The sequence below is a fragment of the Leptospira tipperaryensis genome (genome assembly GCF_001729245.1).
Lineage (GTDB): Bacteria > Spirochaetota > Leptospiria > Leptospirales > Leptospiraceae > Leptospira > Leptospira tipperaryensis.
In genome coordinates, this window is record NZ_CP015217.1 from 2,325,085 (window position 1) to 2,346,366 (window position 21,282).

Sequence of the window (21,282 nt, forward strand, 5' to 3'; positions counted from 1 at the left end):
AATGAGTTCGCAACCCTTCAAACCAAAACGATTTCTCAAAGGCAAACACCTCCAGACCGTATACAGTACGTTCTTCCCTCCGCCGAATCATCTCAGAACAACGTATTACGTAGAAGACATTTTACTCCAGTTGGGAGACGGATCCGGAGACGCGGTCTGGCTCGAACACAACCCTCCTCTTCAAAATTATTCTTCTTCGGCTCCGAAATGGAACAGAACTTATATCGTGATGATTCACGGAATGGAAGGAACTTCGGACAGTTCTTATCTTGTAACGCTCGCGCAGAATGCTCTGCAAAGGGGCTACGGATGTGTTCGGATGAATCTAAGAAACTGCGGACGAGGCCAGGGATTTTCAAAGGGAACGTATAACATCGGTCAGACGAAAGACGTTCAAGACGTGATCGACTTTGTTTGGGAAAAACTTTCTCACAGAATTTTTCTCTCCGGATTCTCCCTTTCTGCGAGTTTGGTTTTAAAGTATTTAGGAGAAAGACGCAATCATAAGGTGGAAGCCTTTTCTTCCACAAATCCCCCGTTGGATCTTTTGAAAGGTTGCGAGTTTATCGACTCCGCTGAAGGAAGATTTTATAGAGATCGTTTCGTTTCCGAATTCCGGAAAAAAATTAAAAGTAAAATCATACAACTTCCTCCGGAACTCGAGAAGAATGCTTTTGAAACAAAGACGTTCTTTGACTTCGACGATCTTGTAACGGCTCCTTTTTTTGGCTACCGAGGCGCTTTGGATTATTACCAAGATTGTTCTAGTAAACACTATATTCCCTTGATTCGTCATCCGGGAATTGTAATTCATTCCGAGGATGATCCGGTTGTTCCTCCCTTTGATTGGGAGAAAATCGGATGGGAGAATTTGCCGCATATCCAGACGATCCTCACTCCCAAAGGGGGACACGTTGGATTCTTAACCGATCCTACTCCGGAAATTCCGGACGGGAGATGGTTGAATAAAATTATTCTGGATTATTTCGATTCGAAAGTAGAATCTGGAAGCTGATTTTCCAAGCACAATGAATTCCCCCAAAAAGAAACCTCTTGAAAAGGAAAAGTTGACCCGACCACCCGGAGCTTCCTTCTTCATCGTAATCGCTTATGAAGACGCGGAAATGTTTTATTCGATCAAGGCGAGGACTGAAAAAAAATTCTCAGCCACGTTGTATGAAAGCAATCCGATGCCCACTTGGAAGGATCCCGAGGCGGATCTCTGGAATCAATTCCCGGGAAGACATACGAAAATTCTTTCTTTTAAAAGAAGAATTCATAGAGAAGAACTTCCTTCGATTCAGAAAGAATGTCTGGCGATTCAGAATGCGGCTCTTGAAAAAGACAGCGGGATTCGAATTTTTCCCGGTTATCTTTGCAGCCATTCCGTAGTGATGGCATCCGTTCGGGACGATTTTCATAGAATTTATCTTTTCAACGGAGTCTATGCAGAAACGGTTTATAACTATCAAAAGCAGAAGATGGTGAGCAGAGAGACGGCTCCTCCTTTTTTCAAAACCCCGGAAGCGGTTTACTTTTTCACAAGTCTGAGAGAATCCTATGTACAAAACATTACAAAAAACTAATTCACTACTCGTTCTTTTATTCGCTATTTGGATTATAAATTGCGCACCTTCGAAATTGGAAATCGTTTCGATCACTCTCTGCGATCATTTCAACCGAGCCGGAGAATGTCTGGAACCCGTTGAAAAAAATCATCACTACAAAGTGGAGATTCCCAACGTCAAAAAGCCCGATACCTGGGAAAAATTTGCGAATTATCTTTACTTCCATGCGAGGGAAACTCCCGGTTTTATTCTTAGATTCAATCGCAAATTCCTTCCTTCCGAAGCAAAAGCGATCAAGGATTCTTACTTCGCAACGATGAATCTTTCCGGAACCGTAGAAAGAATGGAAGGTTTTGAGATGGGAGAAGATTGGATCGGATCCTTTCAATATTTGGGATCAATGATCAAGGACAAACTTAAAAAAGAAAATCGATTGGGGTCCTTTCCTTATACGAATACGATTTTTCCTGCGGAAGTGGAATTCAAATTCAATTCTTCTCTTTTTGAAGGAGAAGAAAAAACAAAGATCAATCTGAGTTTTACCGTTTTACCTCCGGAGAAGTAAAGGTGATGTCGGAGTTCCGACAAAAACGGGGAAAAGAAATTCTTCTTGCGGATATTCAGTTTTTCTGATATATGCAAACTCACCGATTTTTCCCCGCCACCTCACCCCTCCACCCAAGATCAGGGTGGGGCCCGCGACTTTCACGGAAAAAACCTGTCGGAGTTCCGACAAAAACGGAAAGAAGAAATTCTTCTTGCGAATATTCTGTTTTTCTGATATAAGCAAACTCACTGATTTTTCCCCGCCACCTCACCCCTCCACCCAAGATCAGGGCGGGGCCCGCGACTTTCACGGAAAAAAACCTGTCGGAGTTCCGACAAAAACGTCCGAGAGAAATTCTTCTTGCGAATATTCTGTTTTTCTGATATAAGCAAACTCACCGATTTTTCCCCGCCACCTCACCCCTCCACCCAAGATCAGGGCGGGGCCCGCGACTTTCACGGAAAAAAACCGTCGGAGTTCCGACAAAAGCGGGGAAAAGAAATTCTTCTTGCGAATATTCTGTTTTTCTGATATATGCAAACTCACCGATTTTTCCCCGCCACCTCACCCCTCCACCCAAGATCAGGGCGGGGCCCGCGACTTTCACGGAAAAAACCTGTCGGAGTTCCGACAAAAGCTTCCTAATGCTTCAACCCTTCAAAAACAATTCAGCCGGATTTAAAAAAATAGTAGAAGGTTCGACTCCTAACACCAACCAAGCGGTTAACCCCAAAACCACGGCCGAAACCGTTGGAATCAAAAGGTTATCGTCGATAAGCCCGTTCCAATACGTTCCACAGTAGAGTTCGGTAACGGCAGAAATCAAAATTGCAGGAATTAAGAATATAAAGTTATTATAAAATACGAAACCTTCAGCCTTTAGAAAATTTTGTTTTCCGTAGGTATCGGAAATAAACATAAATAAAAAGCCGACGATCGTGCACGCCACGATAAAAGCCACAATCCCTTCCACCGATTTTCCGTTGGAAAATCTTCTCCTTCCGTAAAACGTTCCAACCCAAGCCGCGGTCGGATCTCCGATCACGAGAAAGAGCATGGAAAGAATCGAAATCTCGGGAGGAAAAAGAAAAACTACAAACGTACAAGAAAGAAAATAAGGAAGAGTTCCGTTGAGTCTTGTTTTTTCCTCTTCCTTCATCAAAACCCCCGCAATCGAAAGAAAAAATTTCTGAAAACCGGGAAAACGAAATCGAAGATATTCGAGAAGAAGAATGATCGCGAGGCAAACAACAAGAGTCACCGAGATCACGGCGCGGGTGGCATTCAAAAGACTCCAGGCTCCGGAAAAAACATCCTGATAATAACAGACGGGAACAATCAATCCAAGGAGATGCCAGAGTTTACGTGCGTAATTGAATCGAACCGAATTTGTCACTTGTTTCCTACCTATTTTTCATCGTCATTTTCAAGGCCGACTCTTCATCGGGAGCAATTAAAAAGAGGCCGTTCAGGGCCGCCATCTTGATCGCATTCTTAACGGAATCGGTCGGATGAATCAGAACCAATTTATTCCGGGATGTAAAACTCAACTGATTCATTTCTTTCAAAGATTGAATCCCTCGAGAAGAAATCAAACTCACCTCTTCCAAATCCAAAATTACAGGCCCGGACCGGATCGAATCAGAAAGTTGATCTCTGAATTTTTTTTCAGTAAATGAGTTGATGGAACCTTGGAGCTTCATAACCTGAACGTTGTCGATTTTTTCCGTAGAAATGATGATTTCATTCAGGATCATAGTGGCTCGGAAAGACAGTCTATAAGCATTTCTTCCCTACGACAAATGGTTTTTCACCTCTTAGCGATCCTATTTCTCATTTTGAGATCTTATTCTTTCCTTTCTCCGGGCGCGGTCGTCTTGGGATTTGCAGTATTATTCTATCGTAAAAAAGGAATCACAAGCGGGTCTCAGAATTTTGAACTTCCAGCCGTGCTCACTCTTATCCTTCTCGCTATCTCCGGGTTAGACGGTTCCACGCCGGGTGACATCTTGGACTTAGTCTGCATCCACTGCGTAGGAATTCTCTCACTCAAAGAAGAATGGAGACGGAAAAGAATCGTAGAATTCCCGGATCTCAATGGGGACTCGATTCCGACCCGAATTCTTCGCAAACAAATTCTCCCGGTTTCCCTTCTCCTCATCGCCGGATTTAGAATCTGGTATCAAGGGGATTTCGAATTTTGGAACGGACTCGGCTTCTTCTACATTCTCAAGGCAGGAATTCTCGGCTTTGTTCTGGCGTTTCTCTACTTTCGTTCCGGAGAATCGGGAAGAAAGACCGGATTCTTCCTCTTTCTGATTCTTACGATCTTACTCGTTCATCCTTCTCAAGGAATATTGAATTTTTCGTACTTTCTTATATTTTCATTCTTGCAAACCGACGTAGAATCAAAAAAGATCAACGCTGGGATTGAAGTATGAAGGTAAAGGTAGCACATCTTTTTCGTAAGATTGAAGAAGTAGACCGAGACATACTTGAATTGGGAAAAATTCAGGAGAGAATTTCCTCAGACCGAGACTATTCCGGGATTCTTAAGGACTCCATTCAAAAAGAAATGGCGAATTTAGAAGCCGGAAAGAACGAGATTCTTTCTTTAAAGATAAAAGAAGAACCCGGCAAAACGGGCCTAGTTAAGAACTCCGGAAAATCACCCGCTGAAATGAAGAATTTATACAGCTCCCGAGAAAAGAACCTGACCCGGGAAATTTCGGTGGAAATCCCGGATCGACCATCCTCCCCAACACGTAAAACAATTCACAAATACTAAGATTCAAGACACAACTTCATGAAAAAAAAGACCCTATCTCTAACTATCCTTACCCTGATCGTACTGTTTGCATTCAATTGTAGCAGGGACTCCGATGTTCTCGCCTCTTTTAAAAACGGAACCGTAACAAGAGAAGAATTAAGAGCCTATTATAAACTCCGCGGCGTGGAACCCGATGCAAATAACGCGTCGATCGCCACTCAGGCTAAAATTGTAGAAGAACTCGGAATCCAAAAGATCGCCGAAGTGCAAAACAACGCTTCGAACGTAGTCACAAAAGACGAATACTCAAGAATTATGGGATTCGTAGAACCTCAGATCCTTTTTAACGACTACAGAAAACAATTCTCCGAAAAACTTCTGACATCCGGAATGCTTGAGTTAGCGTTTGGAAGAATTCTTTTTATCAAAGCTGCGCCCGACGCTGCGGTGAAAGCCAACTCCATTCTTCAGGAAATTTCAGCGATCAAATCCGATAAGGACATCGCGGAATTCATCGCTAAGAATACAAACGAAGTTCAGAGAAAGGCCGTCGGAGGAAGACTGGAGCCTCATTGTATCAACTGCGGAGACGATCCTTTCACCGCCATCTTGAAAGAAGCTTCCGATAAAAAAGGGACTTTTATTCTCAAGGAAGCACAAGGAAATTATTATATTCTCAGAGTGGAAAGAATCGAAAAAATCTATCCGAAAAAAATCGATAAATTCTTCCAAAACGAATTGGATAAACTCAAGTCCCTTGCTACAAAATATGTAAACAAGGAAGGAATTACGGAAGAGGAAAAAAGAGAAGCCGCTTTCTATTCCGAATTGGCAGTCAACGAAAAGGCGAATCAAACCGCCGAACACTACGGAAACCGTTTTCTCAAAGAAGCTTGGAAAAAGGAAATGGACGCTCTTCGTGTTCAGAGCGGACTAAAAATCGTAGACCTAACTCCTGAATTTATCAAAGGATTAAAGTCTGAAACGGTTCTTTTCGAAGACAAAACAGGAAATAAATTTTTATTCAAAGATCTTCTGGTGGAATTTAATAAGATCGCTCCGATTCTTCAAAAACGAAAAACAAATCCGGAAGAAGAAAAGAACGACCAACTTTCTTTTTACACTCAGATCTATCTTCCGATCCGAATCTCCGCTGAATCAAAAGAAGTACAAGCTCTGAAGGATACAAAAGAATTTAAGAAAACTCTTCCTCTGCTAGGAAGATCGGTTCTTTTTATGTTGATTCGCAATCGTTCCACGGAGGCAAATATCGACGTGACGGAAAAAGAAATCAGAGATACCTATGAAGCCGGAAAACTCTACGCTTATTCCAAACCTTCTCCATCGAATCCGAACGAAAGGCTTCCTGAAGATTTCGGAAAGGTAAGAGATCGAATCAAACAAGAACTCGTAGAATCCAAAAAACAATCCGTCTTCCAAGACTATCTCTCCAAATTGAAATCGGAGAATGAATTCAAAATTTCGTCGGAAAGTCTGAAAGCCGGCCAAATCTAAAAACGTTTTCAATCCCGGTGAGCAAAAACGCCGGGATTTTTCCGAATTCTTAGACATCCCTTCCGCTTCTACTCAAAAAACCGACTTCCTTCCCCTAAAACTCCTAAATCATAATTTTGGAACTTTCCATTTATCTTCCCCGAAGTTAGATTTTGGAAATAAATTATTTCCGGATTCCATAAAGGACCCAATTATTTTGTCCTAAATTATAGTTAGTTACAATAATCCTTTTGGCTTAATTAACATACTTACAGAAAATCCGTGGCAAGAGTGTTGGAAATTTTTTCTTGAATTTTTGTCTTATAAAATTACGTTGGTTCTTTGAGAGGGGAATTGAATGAAAAACCACATCTACATGCTTCGTAAAAAACGAGGTATAAAACAATACGATATGGCAAGAGCGCTTGGAGTATCTCCTAGCTACCTTTCTAAAATCGAAACAGGAAGCCAGGATCCTACAGAAAAGTTCAAAATTTCCTGTGCAAAATATTTGAAAACCACTCTTGATAAATTGTTTAACGAGCAGGTAGTAGAGGATGTTTATCCCGAATTTACCGAAGGGCTCACCAATCGACTCTGGGCAAAACGCAGAGAATTGGGAATCAAACAATATGATATGGCAAAAAAACTGAAGGTATCCACGCCGTTCCTTTCTAAAGTAGAACTCGGCCTTTTGGAACCGCCTGAAGATTTTAAAAACCTTGCTTCGAAAGCGCTTAAAATGAAAAAAGAAGAACTCTTCCTTCAAAAAGTTGAATATTAAAAAAGGGTTAAATTCCTAAAGAGAAAGGGAAGCGTTCGCTTCCCTTTTTTGTGTACAAATACAATCAACGAACGCAACGAACTCGAACCGAAGAAGTTGCTTTATCGAATGTATCATAGGTTCCGCTTGTAAATATCACCTGATACGCTGTGTTCTTATAACTTCCGGAAGGATGTGTAGTCGAAGTCCAGTAATAATCCGCAGAATTGGGAAAGAATGTCTGATTTATAAATGGGGAAGAGGTTCTTGTATAATCCACTAAAGAAACGAGCTCCTTAACACTGGGAAGTCGCCATCCCCCTACTCCGCCTAAATTCAAGGTATTACAGTAGTTCAATGCTGCGTCCCAGAACAGGACGTTTGCCGTTCCCACACTACAATCCGTGTAGGAATCCGCCGCACTTCCAAGGCCGGACGCGCATCTCTGCCAAACTAGCCCGCTCTTTTGATCCACAACCGTTCCGTCTCCGACGTTCGTAAAAGGCCCAGTATAAGCGCTCAACGATAGCACGCCGAATATAAAAAAGGAAAATAGAAATAGTTTTGATCTCATATTCGTCTCTCTCTCGTTCATGGATTTCCATTTACGCAAAACGCGTAGTAGGAATATCCGTCGTTCGAATTATTCTTATTGTAAGTAAAGATTCTCGCGCCGAAATTTCGAATCACGTAAGCGTTAATCGTATTTGAGCGAATCGTAGTCGAACTCCAAAATCTTTGATTCGACGCGTTGCTCGGAAAGTTAGGAAAACTCGCCGGAGCGACAAACGTATAACCCGAGGTCGCCGAAGGAAACGTGATCAGAGAATGAAAATCGTCCATCGTCGCGAGTCTCCAACCCTTTAACCCGGCATAACCTTGATTTGTATTTCTTTCGTTTAAGGAGTTGCAAGAAGATAAAGCATTCGACCAGTTTACTTCGGTCGCCGTTCCTGCGCACGTGGTTCCGTTCCATTCCATCCCTTGCACACAACTTCTCCATTTCAAACCGCTCGTAGAATCGATGCTAACCGGATCGTTTGCAAAACCTCCCAGAAAGGAAGGAACTGAAATAGATTGTAAGGAAGGTGTTCCGGCAAAAGCTCCGTCTTGTCCCGTTCCTCCGCAAGCAATCGTCGCGCCGCTTGCGTCATAACAACCCGGTTGATTCGTATCGATAATATTTCTCAGAGCGACCATTCCTCCGGTCGTATAAGTAAAGTAGAAATAACCGGTCCCATCGCCAACGAGAGAGTTTCCGGCGACGTCTTTAAAATTCGCTGCAAGAATTTTGATTTTAACCAAAGTAAATTCCGGAAGAATCGAATCCAGGTCGATCTTGACAACGGTTCCGGAAATCCATTGGACAACGACGCTGACAGGAAGTGTCAACTCGACAGTTGTAAGACTTCCACCGCTACCATAGGTAACTAAGACGTGCAATTCAATCGTAGTACCTGCTTGCATCGTTTCACTGAAGGTAAGAAGCAGGTTTCGATTAAAAACGTCGGTATCCACGGCCGCATTACTTGGCGACGTAGATACGAGAGTCGGCGCGGCCGTATCCAGTGTAATGTTAAAATTAAAACTACCCGCCTGATTGGAACTATCCAGAAGACAAAGTTTAAAAAAATTCGATCCTTCCGAAAAACCTCCGTTGGGAACCGTAGTATCCTGAGTTCCCGGAGTCGCGAGAACCCCGGAGGCGATGGTCACACCCGGCGTAATGCTCATACAATCCGTAGAAGCCGGAACGATATAATAATTCCCGGAAGCATCCGAGGTCCAATTGACCGAAGTGGCGCTACTCGCGTTCGTAGTTCCGTTTTGAATCGAATTGAGGGTCAGAGTCGGAGCAGGAGTTACAGGAATATTCACCGTATAAGTCGCAGACAAAGGCCCAATGAGATTCCCTGCCCGATCGGAGGCGAGCACTTTCACCGTCGTAGTTCCGCTCCCGATCGTCAAAGAAGTCGGAAAAACCGAGCCGAAAACAATCTGCAAAGGATCAAAATCGAGAAGAAGAGAAAGAGAAGGATCGGTTCCGTCGACCGTGTAGATCAAATCCTTACAACCGGAAACCGAATCGCTACAAGTCACGCTCAGGCTCTGAGTCGAAGTATAAGTTCCGCCGGAAACTGAGAAATTCAGAGTCGGAGCGGTCGTATCGTAAATCAACGAAGCCGATTTTTGACTCAAAATCTGGGAATCCTGGATCAAGGAAACGTCCAAAGTATTCCCTCCTACATTCACCGGGTAAGAAGCCGGAATTGTAAGATTTAAGTCCAGATTGGTAGCGCCCGCGGCAAGGGTCGCGCTATACAAGGAACTGGCGCTGAGGCAACCAGGATCATTCAAACAAATTTTCAATTTTGCACCCGCGGGAACGTCAGCCAAATTCAAAACCAAGTTCAGCCCCGTTTGGCCGGAAATCAAGGAGGAGGCGTAATAAATTCCGTTGTAAACACTCTTTCCTCCGGCCAGAGAAAGACTGCTTACACTCGGGGAGGAATTGGAAGTCCCGAAAGGATTGGAAATATTAGAAAGAGACGTCGGCAGATAATAGAATTTAAAATCGTTCTGATTCATGTCTTTCAAACAGGAAAGAAAGAAAAAACAGACAAGAAGGCCAATCCAATCCGCTTTGAATTTATTTATTTTAGAATCCCTTCGATCCTTCTTCATAGTTTGGCCTCCAAAAGAAATAGAGGATACACCAAATTTCGCTTCAATTCTTCTTGGATTATAAAAAGCAAAATTTATATATTCAAAAACTCGCAAGCAAATTGTTATCGGGAGTTTTTTCTTCGCTCTTGTTTCCACCTCAAAGATTCCAATTTTGAACGGCAAAAAGAAATGATTGGCTTACATGTTTGAAATTTTTTATTTCCTCTGATGAAGACACGGATATGTCAAAAGCATTGTAACGCCTTTCCGTTAGTTTTGCTTCAAAACATTTAATACGACAAAAAATTTACAAGTAAGCAAATTTACCGATTTATAATTGTAATCAAATCAAAGGCTAAATTATAGATTAGTGCTTCTAGTTTATAGCAAGTTAATTGCAAAATTAGGTTCCTCTAAGAGTAGTTGTTAAAGAACAGAAAAGAAAAAGTGAGACTCACTGTGGAATCAAAATTCTTCAAATCTCATTTTATAAAAGCAAAATCGCCAAAGGATCGTTTGAACGGAACCGAATGCATTTTGAAATTTTGAAAACTATATGGAGCAAGCGCAATCTGAAAGATAGCTTTATGGAGAATTATGATTTTTGATTTTGATAAAATAATAAATCACCTTCATCTGATAGGGATTTACCTCGGATTTTCGATCGGCCTATTGAGGTTATATCGTTTCAAAAAGAATCGAATGAACGTACTCTATGGGATTACTTTCATCTGCATCAGTCTATTTCTTTATATAGGCGGAGATAGTGATTTTTATCTTCTGCAGTCTCAAACCGGCGGTCATTACGACTGGTCTCTGCTCTTCTTTGGACTGATAATCTATTCTTGTCTGATGTGTCGATCTCTGATGCGGAAATCGATCGGTCTGGAAATTCGGAGCAACGACGCTGGAATCAATCTTCTGTTTACGTTCGCGATCAATTTCATTCTTTCGTTTATTTTTCGGGATGAAATCTCGTTCAATATCGCCGGAAATTTAGCCAGTATTGTCATCACGTCGTATACTTTTGTGGAAATCACAACTTCTATTCATACTAGGAGACTTCCCAGAATCTACTATCACCTTACAGTGATGGCCTTTTTTATGAGCTTTGCTTTGATTTTGGATGTGATCGCTATTTTTAAAAACGATCTTCGTTATCATCTGATATCCAATGTGATTCCCGGGCTTTTGTTGGTTTACTTCCATTTACTCGAAATCTACGCGCCGGTGATCACGGATAAAAAGACGATGAGTTCCCTTTCTATCGAACAAAGACAGCAGAGAAGAAAGGAAAATATCGCTTTGATCCAAGAGAAAACCAATCGAAAAAAGAACGATCCTTCCGAAAACAAGGGATTGCTAAAGGAAAACGATCTCGCTCGTATCGAGGAACGGTTAAAATCCTTCTTAGACGAAAAACGTTTCTTGGACGAAGAGTTGCGTCTTCCGGATCTTTCGGCTTACTTGGGAATTTCAGTCCATCAGGCGTCTTTGTATCTGAACCAATATCGGAACACGAGCTTTACGGATTTTATCAATCAGAATCGAATCGAAGAAGCAAAACGTTTAATTTTAGAAGAAACGAATAAAAATCTCATCGATATCGGCCTGGAATGCGGATTCAATTCGTATTCTCCGTTTCATAGGGCTTGTATTCGGTTTACGGGATATTCTCCCAAGGATTTGAGAAATTTGGTTCTAAAAAAAGAGGACCCTAAGCCGACTCTCATTCCCGAAATTGGAGAAAGAAGAACGATTTAAGGTCCGATGTTTTACTTTAGATTATCGTAATTTTCGAATCTTTGTAATCCACGCTTACCTTTTGTCCTTCGGAGAATTTTCCGTCCAGAATGAAACGGCTGAGCGCATTGCCGACCTCTCTCTGAATGAGTCTCTTTAGGGGTCTAGCTCCGTATTCCGGATCGAAACCGGCTTTGGAGACGTGGTCTTTCAACGATTTCGTAAATTCGACGTTGAGACCGTTTTCCTTAGCTTTTTGTTTGATAATTTCCAACTGGATCTCTGCGATCTTATGGATCACCGAATCTGTAATCGGATGAAAGAAAATCACCTCGTCGATCCGATTGAGAAATTCCGGTTTGAACTGTTTTTTCAATCTCTGTTCTACGAGTCTTTCCTTCTCTTCCGAAGTGTATTCCGTTGAACCTAGGACATCCGATCCGAGGTTGGACGTAAGAATAATCACCGTATTCTTAAAATCAACGTTACGCCCCTTTCCGTCGGTAAGACGTCCTTCGTCCAAGATCTGCAAGAAAATATTAAACACATCCGGATTCGCCTTTTCGATTTCATCAAAGAGAATGAGCGAGTAAGGTCGTCTCCTTACGGCTTCCGTAAGTTGTCCGCCTTCGTCATAACCTACGTAACCCGGAGGAGCTCCGATCAGCCTCGCGACCGAATGAGCCTCCATGTATTCACTCATATCGATACGGTGCATCGCGTTTGGATCGTCGAACAAGAATTCTGCGAGAGCCTTTGCGGTTTCAGTCTTTCCCACTCCCGTAGGTCCGAGAAACAAAAAGGTTCCGATCGGTCGATTTGGATCCGCGATTCCGGCGCGTGATCTCTGAACGGCTTCGGATACGAGTTTGAGCGCGTGATCCTGACCGATGACTTTTTTCTTGAGAGCGTCTTCCATCAAAAGAAGTTTTGCCTTTTCTCCCTGTAACATTTTAGATACGGGAATGCCGGTCCAACGAGAGACTATGTTCGCGATATCCTCGTCGGAAACTTCCTCTTTGAGAAGTCTGGAAGTGGCGGATTGTTTTTTCAATTCTTCGTTTGCCGCTTCGAATTCTTTTTGCAAATCCACGAGTTTACCGTAACGAATCTCCGCGACTCGGTTGATCTCCCCTCTTCTTTCCGCTTCGGCTTCGAGGTTCTTATATTTTTCGATATCTTCCTTGATCTGTTTCAAACGAGAGATTTTTGATTTTTCCAAATCCCATCTCGCCTTTAAGGTCTGAAAGTTCTGTTCCTGTTCCGAAAGTTCCTTCTCTAAATTCTTCAGTCGATCCTTGGAAGCAGTATCCTGTTCTTTTTTCAGAGCCTCTCTTTCGATCTTTAGGGATTGAATCCGTTTGCTCGCGCGATCCAATTCTTCAGGCATAGAATCGATCTCGATTCTCATCTTAGAAGAAGCTTCGTCGATCAGATCCACGGCTTTGTCCGGAAGAAAACGATCCGTGATATAACGATTGGAAAGAGTCGCCGCCGCTATCAACGCGGAATCCGTAATTCGAATCCCGTGATGGAGTTCGTAACGACCTTTGAGTCCTCTTAAGATGGTGACCGTCTCTTCGACCGAAGGTTCCTTTACCATCACCGGTTGGAATCTCCTTTCGAGAGCCGCGTCCTTTTCAATGTATTTCTGATATTCTTTGAGCGTCGTCGCACCGATACAACGAAGTTCCCCTCTTGCGAGCATCGGCTTTAACATATTAGAAGCATCTAATGCTCCTTCGGTCGCGCCGGCCCCCACGAGTGTATGAATCTCGTCGATAAAAAGAATCACTTCTCCGTCGCTTGCTTTTACTTCGTCCAAAAGTGCTTTCAAACGGTCTTCGAATTCTCCGCGGTATTTTGCGCCTGCGATCATAGAACCTAAATCCAGGGCGTAGATGGTCTTGTTAAGAATTCCTTCGGGAACCTCTCCTTGAACGATCTTGTTGGCGAGACCTTCCACGATCGCGGTCTTACCGACGCCGGGTTCTCCGATCAGAACCGGATTGTTTTTGGTTCTTCTTGAAAGAACTTGGATCGTTCTTCTGATTTCCTCGTCTCTTCCAATGACCGGATCGAGTTTTCCCAGTTTCGATAACTCGTTTAGATTTTTTGCATACTTTGCTAGAGCGTCCGTTTTACTTTCCGGTGAATCGTCCATGATGGTTTTTCCTTTTCGATTTTCCAAAGTTGTTTTGAGTAATTTAGAATATTCTAATCCTAAGCGGATAAATTCTTCTTTGAGAGGTCCTGTTCCATTCTTAATCAGTCCGAGAAGAATATGATCCGTCGATAGATATTCGTCTTTGAGTTCTTTTCTTAAATCGTCCGCAGCTTTTAAGAGCGCGACCGCGGATCTTGAAAATCCCACGTCCGCCTGGGAGCCGCCGACCTTCGGAAGTTTTTGAACAAACTCCTCGGTCCTTTTTAAGAACAACGCCGGATTGAGCGCCAGCTTTGAAATCAGAAGCGGGGCCAGTCCGTCGGATTGGCTTAAAACTTCTCGAAGAATATGTTCCTCGCTGATCTCAGGATTTCCGGAATTCTCCGCCAAGGATTGCGCATCTCTCAGCGCCTCGTTCAATTTTGTTGTTAGCTTATCTAATTTCATCGAATTCTCCGTATTAAAATTCCTTATCTATTTAGCGAGAAGTGGACTTTGCAAAAATGGACCCGTTTGGTTTTTGTAGGAATTCCGACAAAGAAACTTTGAGCTTGCAAAAAGTTGAATTCTTTGATATGGAAAAGTTTCCCGAGTTTTCCCGCCGCCACACCCCACCACCCAAGATCAGGGCGGGGCGCGCGACTTTTCACGGCGGTTTGTCGTATTTCCGACGGATGGATCTTAAAATTCAGAGAACTTGTGGTTAGGGCTAAGGTTTGCATAGGTCTTCTACACTTCTTTCCAATTTAGACTGTATTCTTTGCAAGAAATCTATTTTTTTCTGCCATATTGACATTTGTCAATTCTCGTCCTCGAAATCTCCGAAAGGAACTGGCTTTCAAGATTCTTATGTCTCCTTTTTTATAGGATTCTCAGCTTTTCTTTTGACACTGAGAGGTTTGGCGTACGTTTTGCAAGAACCAGAGCATGAGCAAGGAACCCCCAAAAGAAAGCTGGAAATCCAGAACCGGACTGATTCTTACCGTAGCGAGCGGCGCGATCGGTCTCGGAAACTTCATTCGTTTTCCAGGACAAGCGGTCGCAAACGGCGGAGGAGCCTTTATGGTTCCTTATATCATCAGTTTCATTCTGGTCGGAATCCCGGTTTGTATCACCGAATGGATCATGGGAAGAATGGGAGGTCGGACCGGTCACAGCGCGCCCTTCCTCTTCAAAAGTTTTTTATCCGGTTTTCCCTTAAGAATCGTCGGCGCCATCGGAGTTACGGTTCCCATTCTCATCTATGTGTATTACGTTTTTATTGAGGCTTGGTGCCTCGCCTATTCTTTTGAATTTTTAACCGGCCAGATTCGATTCAACGCGAACGGTCAAACTCCTCAACCAGAAATCATCAAAGCCGCCGGAAGTTATTTCCTAGATTTGACGGGTGCGAGAAAAAACGGAGACGCGATTTCCGGAAAAATCTTTTACGCGACCCTAACTTGTTTTGTTCTAAACTTCGCGCTTGTCTATCGTGGAATTTCAAAAGGAATAGAATCCTTTGCAAAAATAGCGGTTCCTATGATGCTCGTCTCTTCAGCGATCATTTTGGTCCGCGTTCTCACGTTAGACAACATCGACTTAGGTCTTGGAAGGATGTGGAATCCGGATTGGTCCGCGCTTCTTCGATCCGAAGTTTGGATTGCCGCAGCAGGTCAGATCTTTTTTACCCTTTCCGCGGGTTTTGGAATCGCTCTTGTTTTTTCGAGTTATCTCAAACGGGACAACGACGTCGTTCTTTCTTCTCTTTCAGCCGCTTCGTTAAACGAATTCGTGGAAGTCGCGATCGGAGGGATGATCACAATTCCAGTCGCCTATCTCTTCTTAGGCGGTTCGATCAGCGAATTCGGAACTTTCGGAATGGGCTTTATCGCGCTTCCTTCCGTTTTTTCGATGATGCCGGGAGGTCAGTTTTTCGGAGCGATCTGGTTTTTTGTCCTCTTTCTCGCGGCCATCACTTCTTCGGTGACGATGCTTCAACCGGGAATCATTTTCTTAGAAGAATCCTTCGGCCTAAGAAGACAGGTTTCGAGTATTATCCTTTTCGTATTTACCGGAAGCCTTTGTTTTCCGATCCTCTACTTCAACCAGAACTTCCAAGCCTTGGAACTCGCCGATTTTTGGATCGGAACGGTTTTGATTTTTATTCTTGCGAGCATTCAGATTTTCTTATTCGGTTGGAAGGTCGGCGCTAAAAAAGGTCTCGAAGACGGGAACGAAGGTTCCCATCTGGAACTTCCGAAATTCTTCTGGTTTGTGATTCAATACATCACTCCCGCATTCTTACTCGTCGTCTTTGTAGCGTTTCTCTTTCAGAATCTTCCGAGTTATTTTGAAAGGATGAGCGTCGACACGATGGTAGCTCGCGCAATCGCGAAAGGAACTTCCGCGGAGATCGCGAGAATGGGAGCCCTCATTTCTCGTTCGGTCTTTTTTGGAATTTTGATCGTCTTTAGTTTGATCGTCCTTCTCGTCCACTACGCCTTAGCTTTTAAGGAAAGGAGATTGAAAGCGGAATGATTTTTTTTGCACAAATGACCGGTCTAAACCTACAGGGAACTCTGATCATGTCCCTTTCCTTACTTTTAGTTACGGGGCTTTCCCTGTTTTGTATTTATAAACTTTTTAGAACCAGAAACCATTGAACCGAACGTCCGAATATTTTGAAAAACTTTCCACGATCTGGGACGACTTCGAACCCAGATCCGGTCAGGTCCAACTCTCCCAAAGAATCGAAGAGGCTCTCTTTTCGGGAAAACATCTGATCGCAGAAGCGGGAACGGGCGTGGGAAAATCCCTCGCTTATTTGATTCCCGCGGCTTTGAATTCTATGGAAAGAGAAGAACCCGTGATCATCTCCACGGAAACAAAGTCTTTGCAACAACAGCTTTTGTTAAAAGACATTCCTATGGTTTCGAGAATTCTCGGAGTGGACTTAAGAGCGGAAGTCGCGATGGGAGCTTCGAACTACGTCTGCAAAAGAAAGATGAATCACGTTATGCGCGACGGAACTTTCGGTCCGGAGATGATTCCCCATCTGGATTCCTTCAATCAGTGGATCAGATCCACCGAGTCGGGAAGAAAACAGGAATTTACGGGAACCGCCTCTTACGATTTTTGGAATAAGGTTACAAGAGAAGCCGACAACTGTTTGGGAAGAAATTGCCCAAACTTCTCGCATTCTTATTATTTTTTAGAAAGAGAAAAGTGGAAACGTTGTAATATTCTAATCGTCAATCATCATCTTCTCGCGGCTCATATTGCGAGTGATTTTAACATTCTCCCCGAGTTTAGTAGAATCATTCTAGACGAGGCGCATAACTTTCCGGATATCATCGGCTCTTCCTTTCGCCAGGAAATCCGTTCTCAGGAAATTCAAAAACTCTTACAACAGATTTGGCTTCCTTCCAAAAACACCGGAGTCGCCGGAGAAATCGGTTCGAACGAACTTAAGGGCCTGGTTTCGAAAGCCGGAGAATCCATGACCGTTTTTTTCAATTCTCTTTCCGGAGAAGTTCCTTTAAATTTTTACAGCCCTCAGAGAATTAAGAAACCTCTCAGACTGGATCGAGGAGCCTTCGCGAACATACTTTCCGAAATTACTGAAATTCTTCAAAAACATCTATCTAAGTTGTCAAAGGACACGGAAGACATTACGGAAAAGGAAAGTTCACTCGTCTTGGAAATGTTGTCCGGAAGAATGGAACAGATCGCGGTTGGTCTAGAATCCTTTCGTCTACTGGACGATCCCGGACTCGTCTATTGGATCGAACCTCCGGATCAAAATTCAAAAGAAATATATTATAAAATCTGCATGGAACCTATGAGTCCGGATAAGATCATCAAAGAGATATTCGCGCCAAAGATGCAGTCCATCGTATTTACTTCGGCGACACTTTCGACGGCCGGAAACGACTTTAAATATTTTAAGAAAAAGATCGGAGACTTACCGACCGCGAACATGAACGTCCCTTCTCCTTTTCCGTATCAGAAGAACGCGGTTCTCTATGTTCCGAAAGAAATCAGAGATCCGGTGGGAGACCCCGACGGTTATCACGCGGATCTGGCAAAACAGATTCTTTGGCTGATCGAATTGACCCAAGGAAATACATTCGTTCTTTTTACGTCTTTCAAATCTCTGAAGCTCGTCTACGAAGCGATTCGTCCTTATACGGATCTTCCCCTTTTCTCTCAATCCGATCTGGGTCCGGACGGCGCAAAGCAGATGTATCTCGAAACTCCAAACAGCGTCTTATTCGGTGTTTCTACGTTTTGGCAGGGAATCGATATTCGAGGAGACAAACTCAAATCGGTGATCATCGCCAAACTTCCCTTTCAGGTTCCGAACGACCCGGTCCTCGAGACAAAAAGCGAAAAGCTAAAAGAATCGGGCGGAAATCCGTTTGCCGAGTTGCAACTTCCTTATGCTTGCACGGTCTTGAAACAGGGCTTTGGACGTCTGATTCGATCGGGGACGGACACTGGAATCGTTTCCATTTTAGATCCGAGGGTGTTTACAAAGACCTATGGAAAAGACCTTTTGAAGTCGCTTCCTCCCGCGAAACTCGTACAGAACCAAGAAGATTTAAGAAGAGAATTCTCCAATCTGCCGAAATAAATAGAAGACCGATTCTATTGATTACTGCGCAGAAACTATGAATTCTAAAATCCGATTCTTACTCATTCTTTTGATTTTAACTCCTACCCTTACTATTTTTTCTTTTGAGACCCGGGATTTCACGGACACGGTGATCAACTGGAAGAAAGGGGAAATTCAGAAAATTCTAAAATTCAAACTTCCAAAACTAACCTACTCGGTGGAAGATCCCGATTTTGGCGCGGAGAACACGGCGCGAAATCTCACCGAAGCGAGAAAAAAAGCAGCGAGCGCCGCGGAAGAAGAATTGAAGAAGTATCTTTTTCGAAAGATCGATACTCTAAAGTTGGATTCCGAATTTACCCTGAGAGAAAAGATCAAAGAAGATTCTATGTTTCGAGAAATCTTCAATCAGATCTACGAAATCGAACCTATTTTGAGCACTGTAAACTTTGTGGAGAATCAGGCGATCGCAAAGGGGACGATTTTGTTCAAAGGAAAAAGGGGAATCCTAAATTACGTTTTTCTTTCGTATGAAACGGAAACCTTTCCGGAATATCCTGCGACTCCTCTGGCCGCGGAATTTACTTCTCTGATCGTGGACGCAAGACATCTCAAGATGGAAACCGCCTTGTTTCCGGAAATTCTTTCGGAAGAAGGAAACAGTCTTTATTCTCCTTACTTCATTTCAAAAGAAAATGCAGTGAAGAACGGTTACGTGAGTTATATGAAAACCCCCGAAGAAGCCTTTCGTTCTCCGATCGCGGGTATGAAACCCTACTTCGTAACTGCGTTAGGCGTCACGGGACACTACCCTGTTAATCCGGTGATCGCGAGCGAAGATGCAAGGAAGTTGTTGGCTTCTCATAAGACCAAAAGCGCTCTGAAGAATTGTAGAGTGATTATTCTAAAGGATAAATAATTCGGTTTTGTAGGAGTTCCGACAAATTCTCTGGAGAATTTTTTCTTGCAAGGATGCAATTTTTGTGATATAGGAAAATTTGCCGATTTTTTCCCGCCGCCACTCCCCTCCACCCAAGTTCAGGGCGGGGCCCGCAACTTTCACGGTAAGACTTGTAGGAGTTCCGACAAATCCTCTGGAGAATTTTTTCTTGCGAGGATGCAATTTTTGTGATATAGGAAAATTTGCCGATTTTTTCCCGCCACCACTCCCCTCCACCCAAGTTCAGGGCGGGGCCCGCAACTTTCACGGTAAGACTTGTAGGAGTTCCGACAAATTCTCTGGAGAATTTTTTCTTGCAGTAAACGCAAGCTTCGTTTCAGAAATCGTCGATCCAAAAAACGATTTTTTCTCGAATCTGTTCGAATTTTGATTTCGGAATCGGATCATAACGAGGCCAGAGGAGCGGAATTTCTTCCGCGGAGTACGCGAGTTTTCCGTCGCATTCTAACTTGGCTCGAAACTCTAACAATTGAGTCTCATTTCTTTCCGAAAGTTTATATCGGAAGAATCTTCCACAATCCCCCATTCCTCGATGTTTCCAGAATGCGATCAATTCACCGCTTTCTTCTTTATAAAATCGAATCAGGCTTTGACTTTCGAATCTTTTGAAACGAGTCTCTTTAGCGGCGGAATCGACATCGTAACTTTCGAAACTCAAGATTTTCGTTTTTGCGGGAAGAGTTCTCTCGTCATAGATAAAATAAACAAAACTTCGATTGTAAGCCCCGGTATTGCAAAGAAGTTCACCTAAGAAAGTTCCGTTGGAAAGAGGATAAAATCGGATCGGAATTTGGTAGAATTGGAAGTATTTGTAAAAATCGATGCGACCACTTTCGCCTAACATGAAGTTATCGTATTCGCAATCTTTCGGAAGTTTTTCCGAAAGAGAATCCAGAGCGACCGCACAGCCCCCTTTCAAACGATTCTCATCGGAAGAAGCATTATCAGTGACTTCGGCTTCGCAGTCTTCCGGCCAAGAAATCTTGACTCGTGCTTCTTGAACGAAAATTCGTTCTTCCTTGTCCGCAAAACCTCGATTCTTAAAAAACCAAATCGCGCAGACGACGAGGAAGAAGAATAGAAAGAGGAATCTTTTATATTTCAAAAAAGATTCCTCTATTTAAATTCTTTATCCTTGTGCGGCAACGAGTTCGCTAAAGACTTCTTCAGCTTTCTTAAAATTCTCTGAGAAAAGATAAGCAAAACCCAAATCGATCAGCTCGGAAACAGACAACGTCTTTCTCTTTGCTTCCATCTTGGGTATACTCGCGATTTTTTCAGAGAATTCTTTTTTCTTCTCTTCGAAGGTAGGAAGTTCTTCGTATCCCGGAATTCTCTGAAGAATCGTTTTTGCTTCCTCGAAATTTCCCAGATGAACGAGAGCCAAGCCGAGTGCACCCAACACGTCTCTTTCTTCTGTGAGGCGTTTTGCATTCTCCGCAAAAACCTGTACGGCTTCCTTGTATTTTCTTAAGTGATAATTTGCAAAGAATTCGGTTTTACAAAAGTAGTCGTTTGTAAATCTTCCTTTGTAGATCGCGAGTAGATCTAAAACGGTCTTAAAGTCGACCGCGTCTTCGCTCACGAGAATTCCCGTTCTTAAAATGGAATAAGAAACCGGAACCGAAGAAGAACGAAAATACTCATGAAACTTCTTCGCCGCATCTCTTAGTTTTCCACTTTCTTTGAGGAGATACGCGTCAACGAGCGGGTTTAGAACAGAAGATCCTTTTAAGAAATAATTGATCCCCGTTTCGGTGCCGGATTCGAACTCAGCAATTCCACTCAGATGATTTAAAAAGACATGATTCGGATTTTTCTTCGCGATCGCGATCACTTCTTCGTAAGAACCCGTCTCGAATAGTTCCCAAGCGGATTCCTCAATGGACGTGAAATCGGATACTGCTAAATTCTGACCCATACGATACCTCTATTTTCCTTATCGGTTGGGCGCGGGGAATTCAGCTTAAAAAAAAGTGCATCGCGTGGATCGCATGAACTA

Annotated in this window: 19 protein-coding genes; 12 read left to right on the forward strand and 7 right to left on the reverse strand. The window is 43.1% G+C overall.

All coding sequences use genetic code 11. The annotated features are described in order from the left end of the window. The first annotated feature begins 1 nt into the window (after position 1). From A0128_RS11005 to lcpA, 3 genes are read left to right on the forward strand one after another with little or no spacing between them, the layout of a single operon-like run. Entirely contained in the window at positions 2-1,015 is a 1,014-nt protein-coding gene (locus A0128_RS11005; RefSeq protein ID WP_069607559.1) for a YheT family hydrolase, read from the forward strand. A gap of 13 nt (positions 1,016-1,028) precedes the next feature. Next, positions 1,029-1,586, forward strand: a complete 558-nt coding sequence (locus tag A0128_RS11010; RefSeq protein ID WP_069607560.1) for a DUF4416 family protein — start codon at positions 1,029-1,031, stop codon at positions 1,584-1,586. After that, on the forward strand, positions 1,561-2,133 hold the full coding sequence (gene lcpA / locus A0128_RS11015; RefSeq protein WP_069607561.1) for a complement regulator-acquiring protein LcpA: 573 nt from the start codon (positions 1,561-1,563) through the stop codon (positions 2,131-2,133). Before A0128_RS11010 ends, lcpA begins: the two co-directional genes overlap by 26 nt. 631 nt (positions 2,134-2,764) lie before the next feature. Here the strand turns inward: lcpA and A0128_RS11030 are convergent. Next, the gene (locus A0128_RS11030; protein WP_069607564.1) at positions 2,765-3,511 is read right to left on the reverse strand and encodes a diacylglycerol/polyprenol kinase family protein; all 747 of its coding nucleotides are present in this window, start codon (positions 3,509-3,511) and stop codon (positions 2,765-2,767) included. Between the two features lie 7 nt (positions 3,512-3,518). Beyond that, positions 3,519-3,872 (reverse strand): STAS domain-containing protein, encoded by a 354-nt coding sequence (locus A0128_RS11035; protein ID WP_069607565.1) that lies wholly within the window; start codon positions 3,870-3,872, stop codon positions 3,519-3,521. A 45-nt stretch (positions 3,873-3,917) separates the two neighbouring features. Here A0128_RS11035 and A0128_RS11040 point away from each other — a divergent pair, with 45 nt between their 5' ends. The 4 genes from A0128_RS11040 (at position 3,918) to A0128_RS11055 (ending at position 7,163) form a co-directional block, all read left to right on the forward strand. Continuing rightward, positions 3,918-4,556, forward strand: a complete 639-nt coding sequence (locus tag A0128_RS11040; protein ID WP_069607566.1) for a hypothetical protein — start codon at positions 3,918-3,920, stop codon at positions 4,554-4,556. Then, the gene (locus A0128_RS11045; RefSeq protein ID WP_069607567.1) at positions 4,553-4,903 is read left to right on the forward strand and encodes a hypothetical protein; all 351 of its coding nucleotides are present in this window, start codon (positions 4,553-4,555) and stop codon (positions 4,901-4,903) included. Before A0128_RS11040 ends, A0128_RS11045 begins: the two co-directional genes overlap by 4 nt. A gap of 18 nt (positions 4,904-4,921) precedes the next feature. Beyond that, a complete protein-coding gene (locus A0128_RS11050) occupies positions 4,922-6,400 on the forward strand; it encodes an LIC12015 family putative lipoprotein (protein WP_069607568.1) in 1,479 nt (492 codons plus the stop codon). A gap of 355 nt (positions 6,401-6,755) precedes the next feature. Continuing rightward, entirely contained in the window at positions 6,756-7,163 is a 408-nt protein-coding gene (locus tag A0128_RS11055; RefSeq protein WP_069609247.1) for a helix-turn-helix domain-containing protein, read from the forward strand. Positions 7,164-7,227: 64 nt separating this feature from the next. On the opposite strand, the gene A0128_RS11060 is transcribed toward A0128_RS11055, so the two are convergent. Both A0128_RS11060 and A0128_RS11065 read right to left on the reverse strand, forming a co-directional pair. Next, positions 7,228-7,716, reverse strand: a complete 489-nt coding sequence (locus A0128_RS11060; protein WP_162274103.1) for an Lcl C-terminal domain-containing protein — start codon at positions 7,714-7,716, stop codon at positions 7,228-7,230. Positions 7,717-7,733: 17 nt separating this feature from the next. Next, a complete protein-coding gene (locus A0128_RS11065; RefSeq protein ID WP_156781825.1) occupies positions 7,734-9,827 on the reverse strand; it encodes an Lcl domain-containing protein in 2,094 nt (697 codons plus the stop codon). A 684-nt stretch (positions 9,828-10,511) separates the two neighbouring features. Here A0128_RS11065 and A0128_RS11070 point away from each other — a divergent pair. Further along, positions 10,512-11,573: a helix-turn-helix domain-containing protein gene (locus A0128_RS11070; RefSeq protein ID WP_083244216.1), complete on the forward strand. Its 1,062-nt coding sequence runs from the start codon at positions 10,512-10,514 to the stop codon at positions 11,571-11,573. A gap of 16 nt (positions 11,574-11,589) precedes the next feature. Here the strand turns inward: A0128_RS11070 and clpB are convergent, their stop codons facing one another. Next, a complete protein-coding gene (gene clpB, locus A0128_RS11075) occupies positions 11,590-14,166 on the reverse strand; it encodes an ATP-dependent chaperone ClpB (protein WP_069607572.1) in 2,577 nt (858 codons plus the stop codon). 480 nt (positions 14,167-14,646) lie between these two features. On the opposite strand from clpB, the gene A0128_RS11085 reads away from it, so the two are divergent. The 4 genes from A0128_RS11085 to A0128_RS11095 are packed head-to-tail and all read left to right on the forward strand — an operon-like array spanning position 14,647 to position 19,238. Further along, a complete protein-coding gene (locus A0128_RS11085; protein WP_069607574.1) occupies positions 14,647-16,239 on the forward strand; it encodes a sodium:neurotransmitter symporter family protein in 1,593 nt (530 codons plus the stop codon). Then, entirely contained in the window at positions 16,236-16,364 is a 129-nt protein-coding gene (locus A0128_RS22450; RefSeq protein WP_282433198.1) for a hypothetical protein, read from the forward strand. Before A0128_RS11085 ends, A0128_RS22450 begins: the two co-directional genes overlap by 4 nt. Continuing rightward, positions 16,361-18,337 (forward strand): ATP-dependent DNA helicase, encoded by a 1,977-nt coding sequence (locus tag A0128_RS11090; protein WP_069607575.1) that lies wholly within the window; start codon positions 16,361-16,363, stop codon positions 18,335-18,337. The genes A0128_RS22450 and A0128_RS11090 overlap by 4 nt, the downstream gene beginning before the upstream one ends. 37 nt (positions 18,338-18,374) lie before the next feature. Then, on the forward strand, positions 18,375-19,238 hold the full coding sequence (locus tag A0128_RS11095; RefSeq protein ID WP_069607576.1) for a hypothetical protein: 864 nt from the start codon (positions 18,375-18,377) through the stop codon (positions 19,236-19,238). A gap of 358 nt (positions 19,239-19,596) precedes the next feature. On the opposite strand, the gene A0128_RS11105 is transcribed toward A0128_RS11095, so the two are convergent. Then, the gene (locus A0128_RS11105) at positions 19,597-20,385 is read right to left on the reverse strand and encodes a DUF1176 domain-containing protein (RefSeq protein WP_069607578.1); all 789 of its coding nucleotides are present in this window, start codon (positions 20,383-20,385) and stop codon (positions 19,597-19,599) included. Positions 20,386-20,409: 24 nt separating this feature from the next. After that, positions 20,410-21,201: a tetratricopeptide repeat protein gene (locus tag A0128_RS11110; RefSeq protein ID WP_069607579.1), complete on the reverse strand. Its 792-nt coding sequence runs from the start codon at positions 21,199-21,201 to the stop codon at positions 20,410-20,412. Positions 21,202-21,282: the final 81 nt, after the last annotated feature.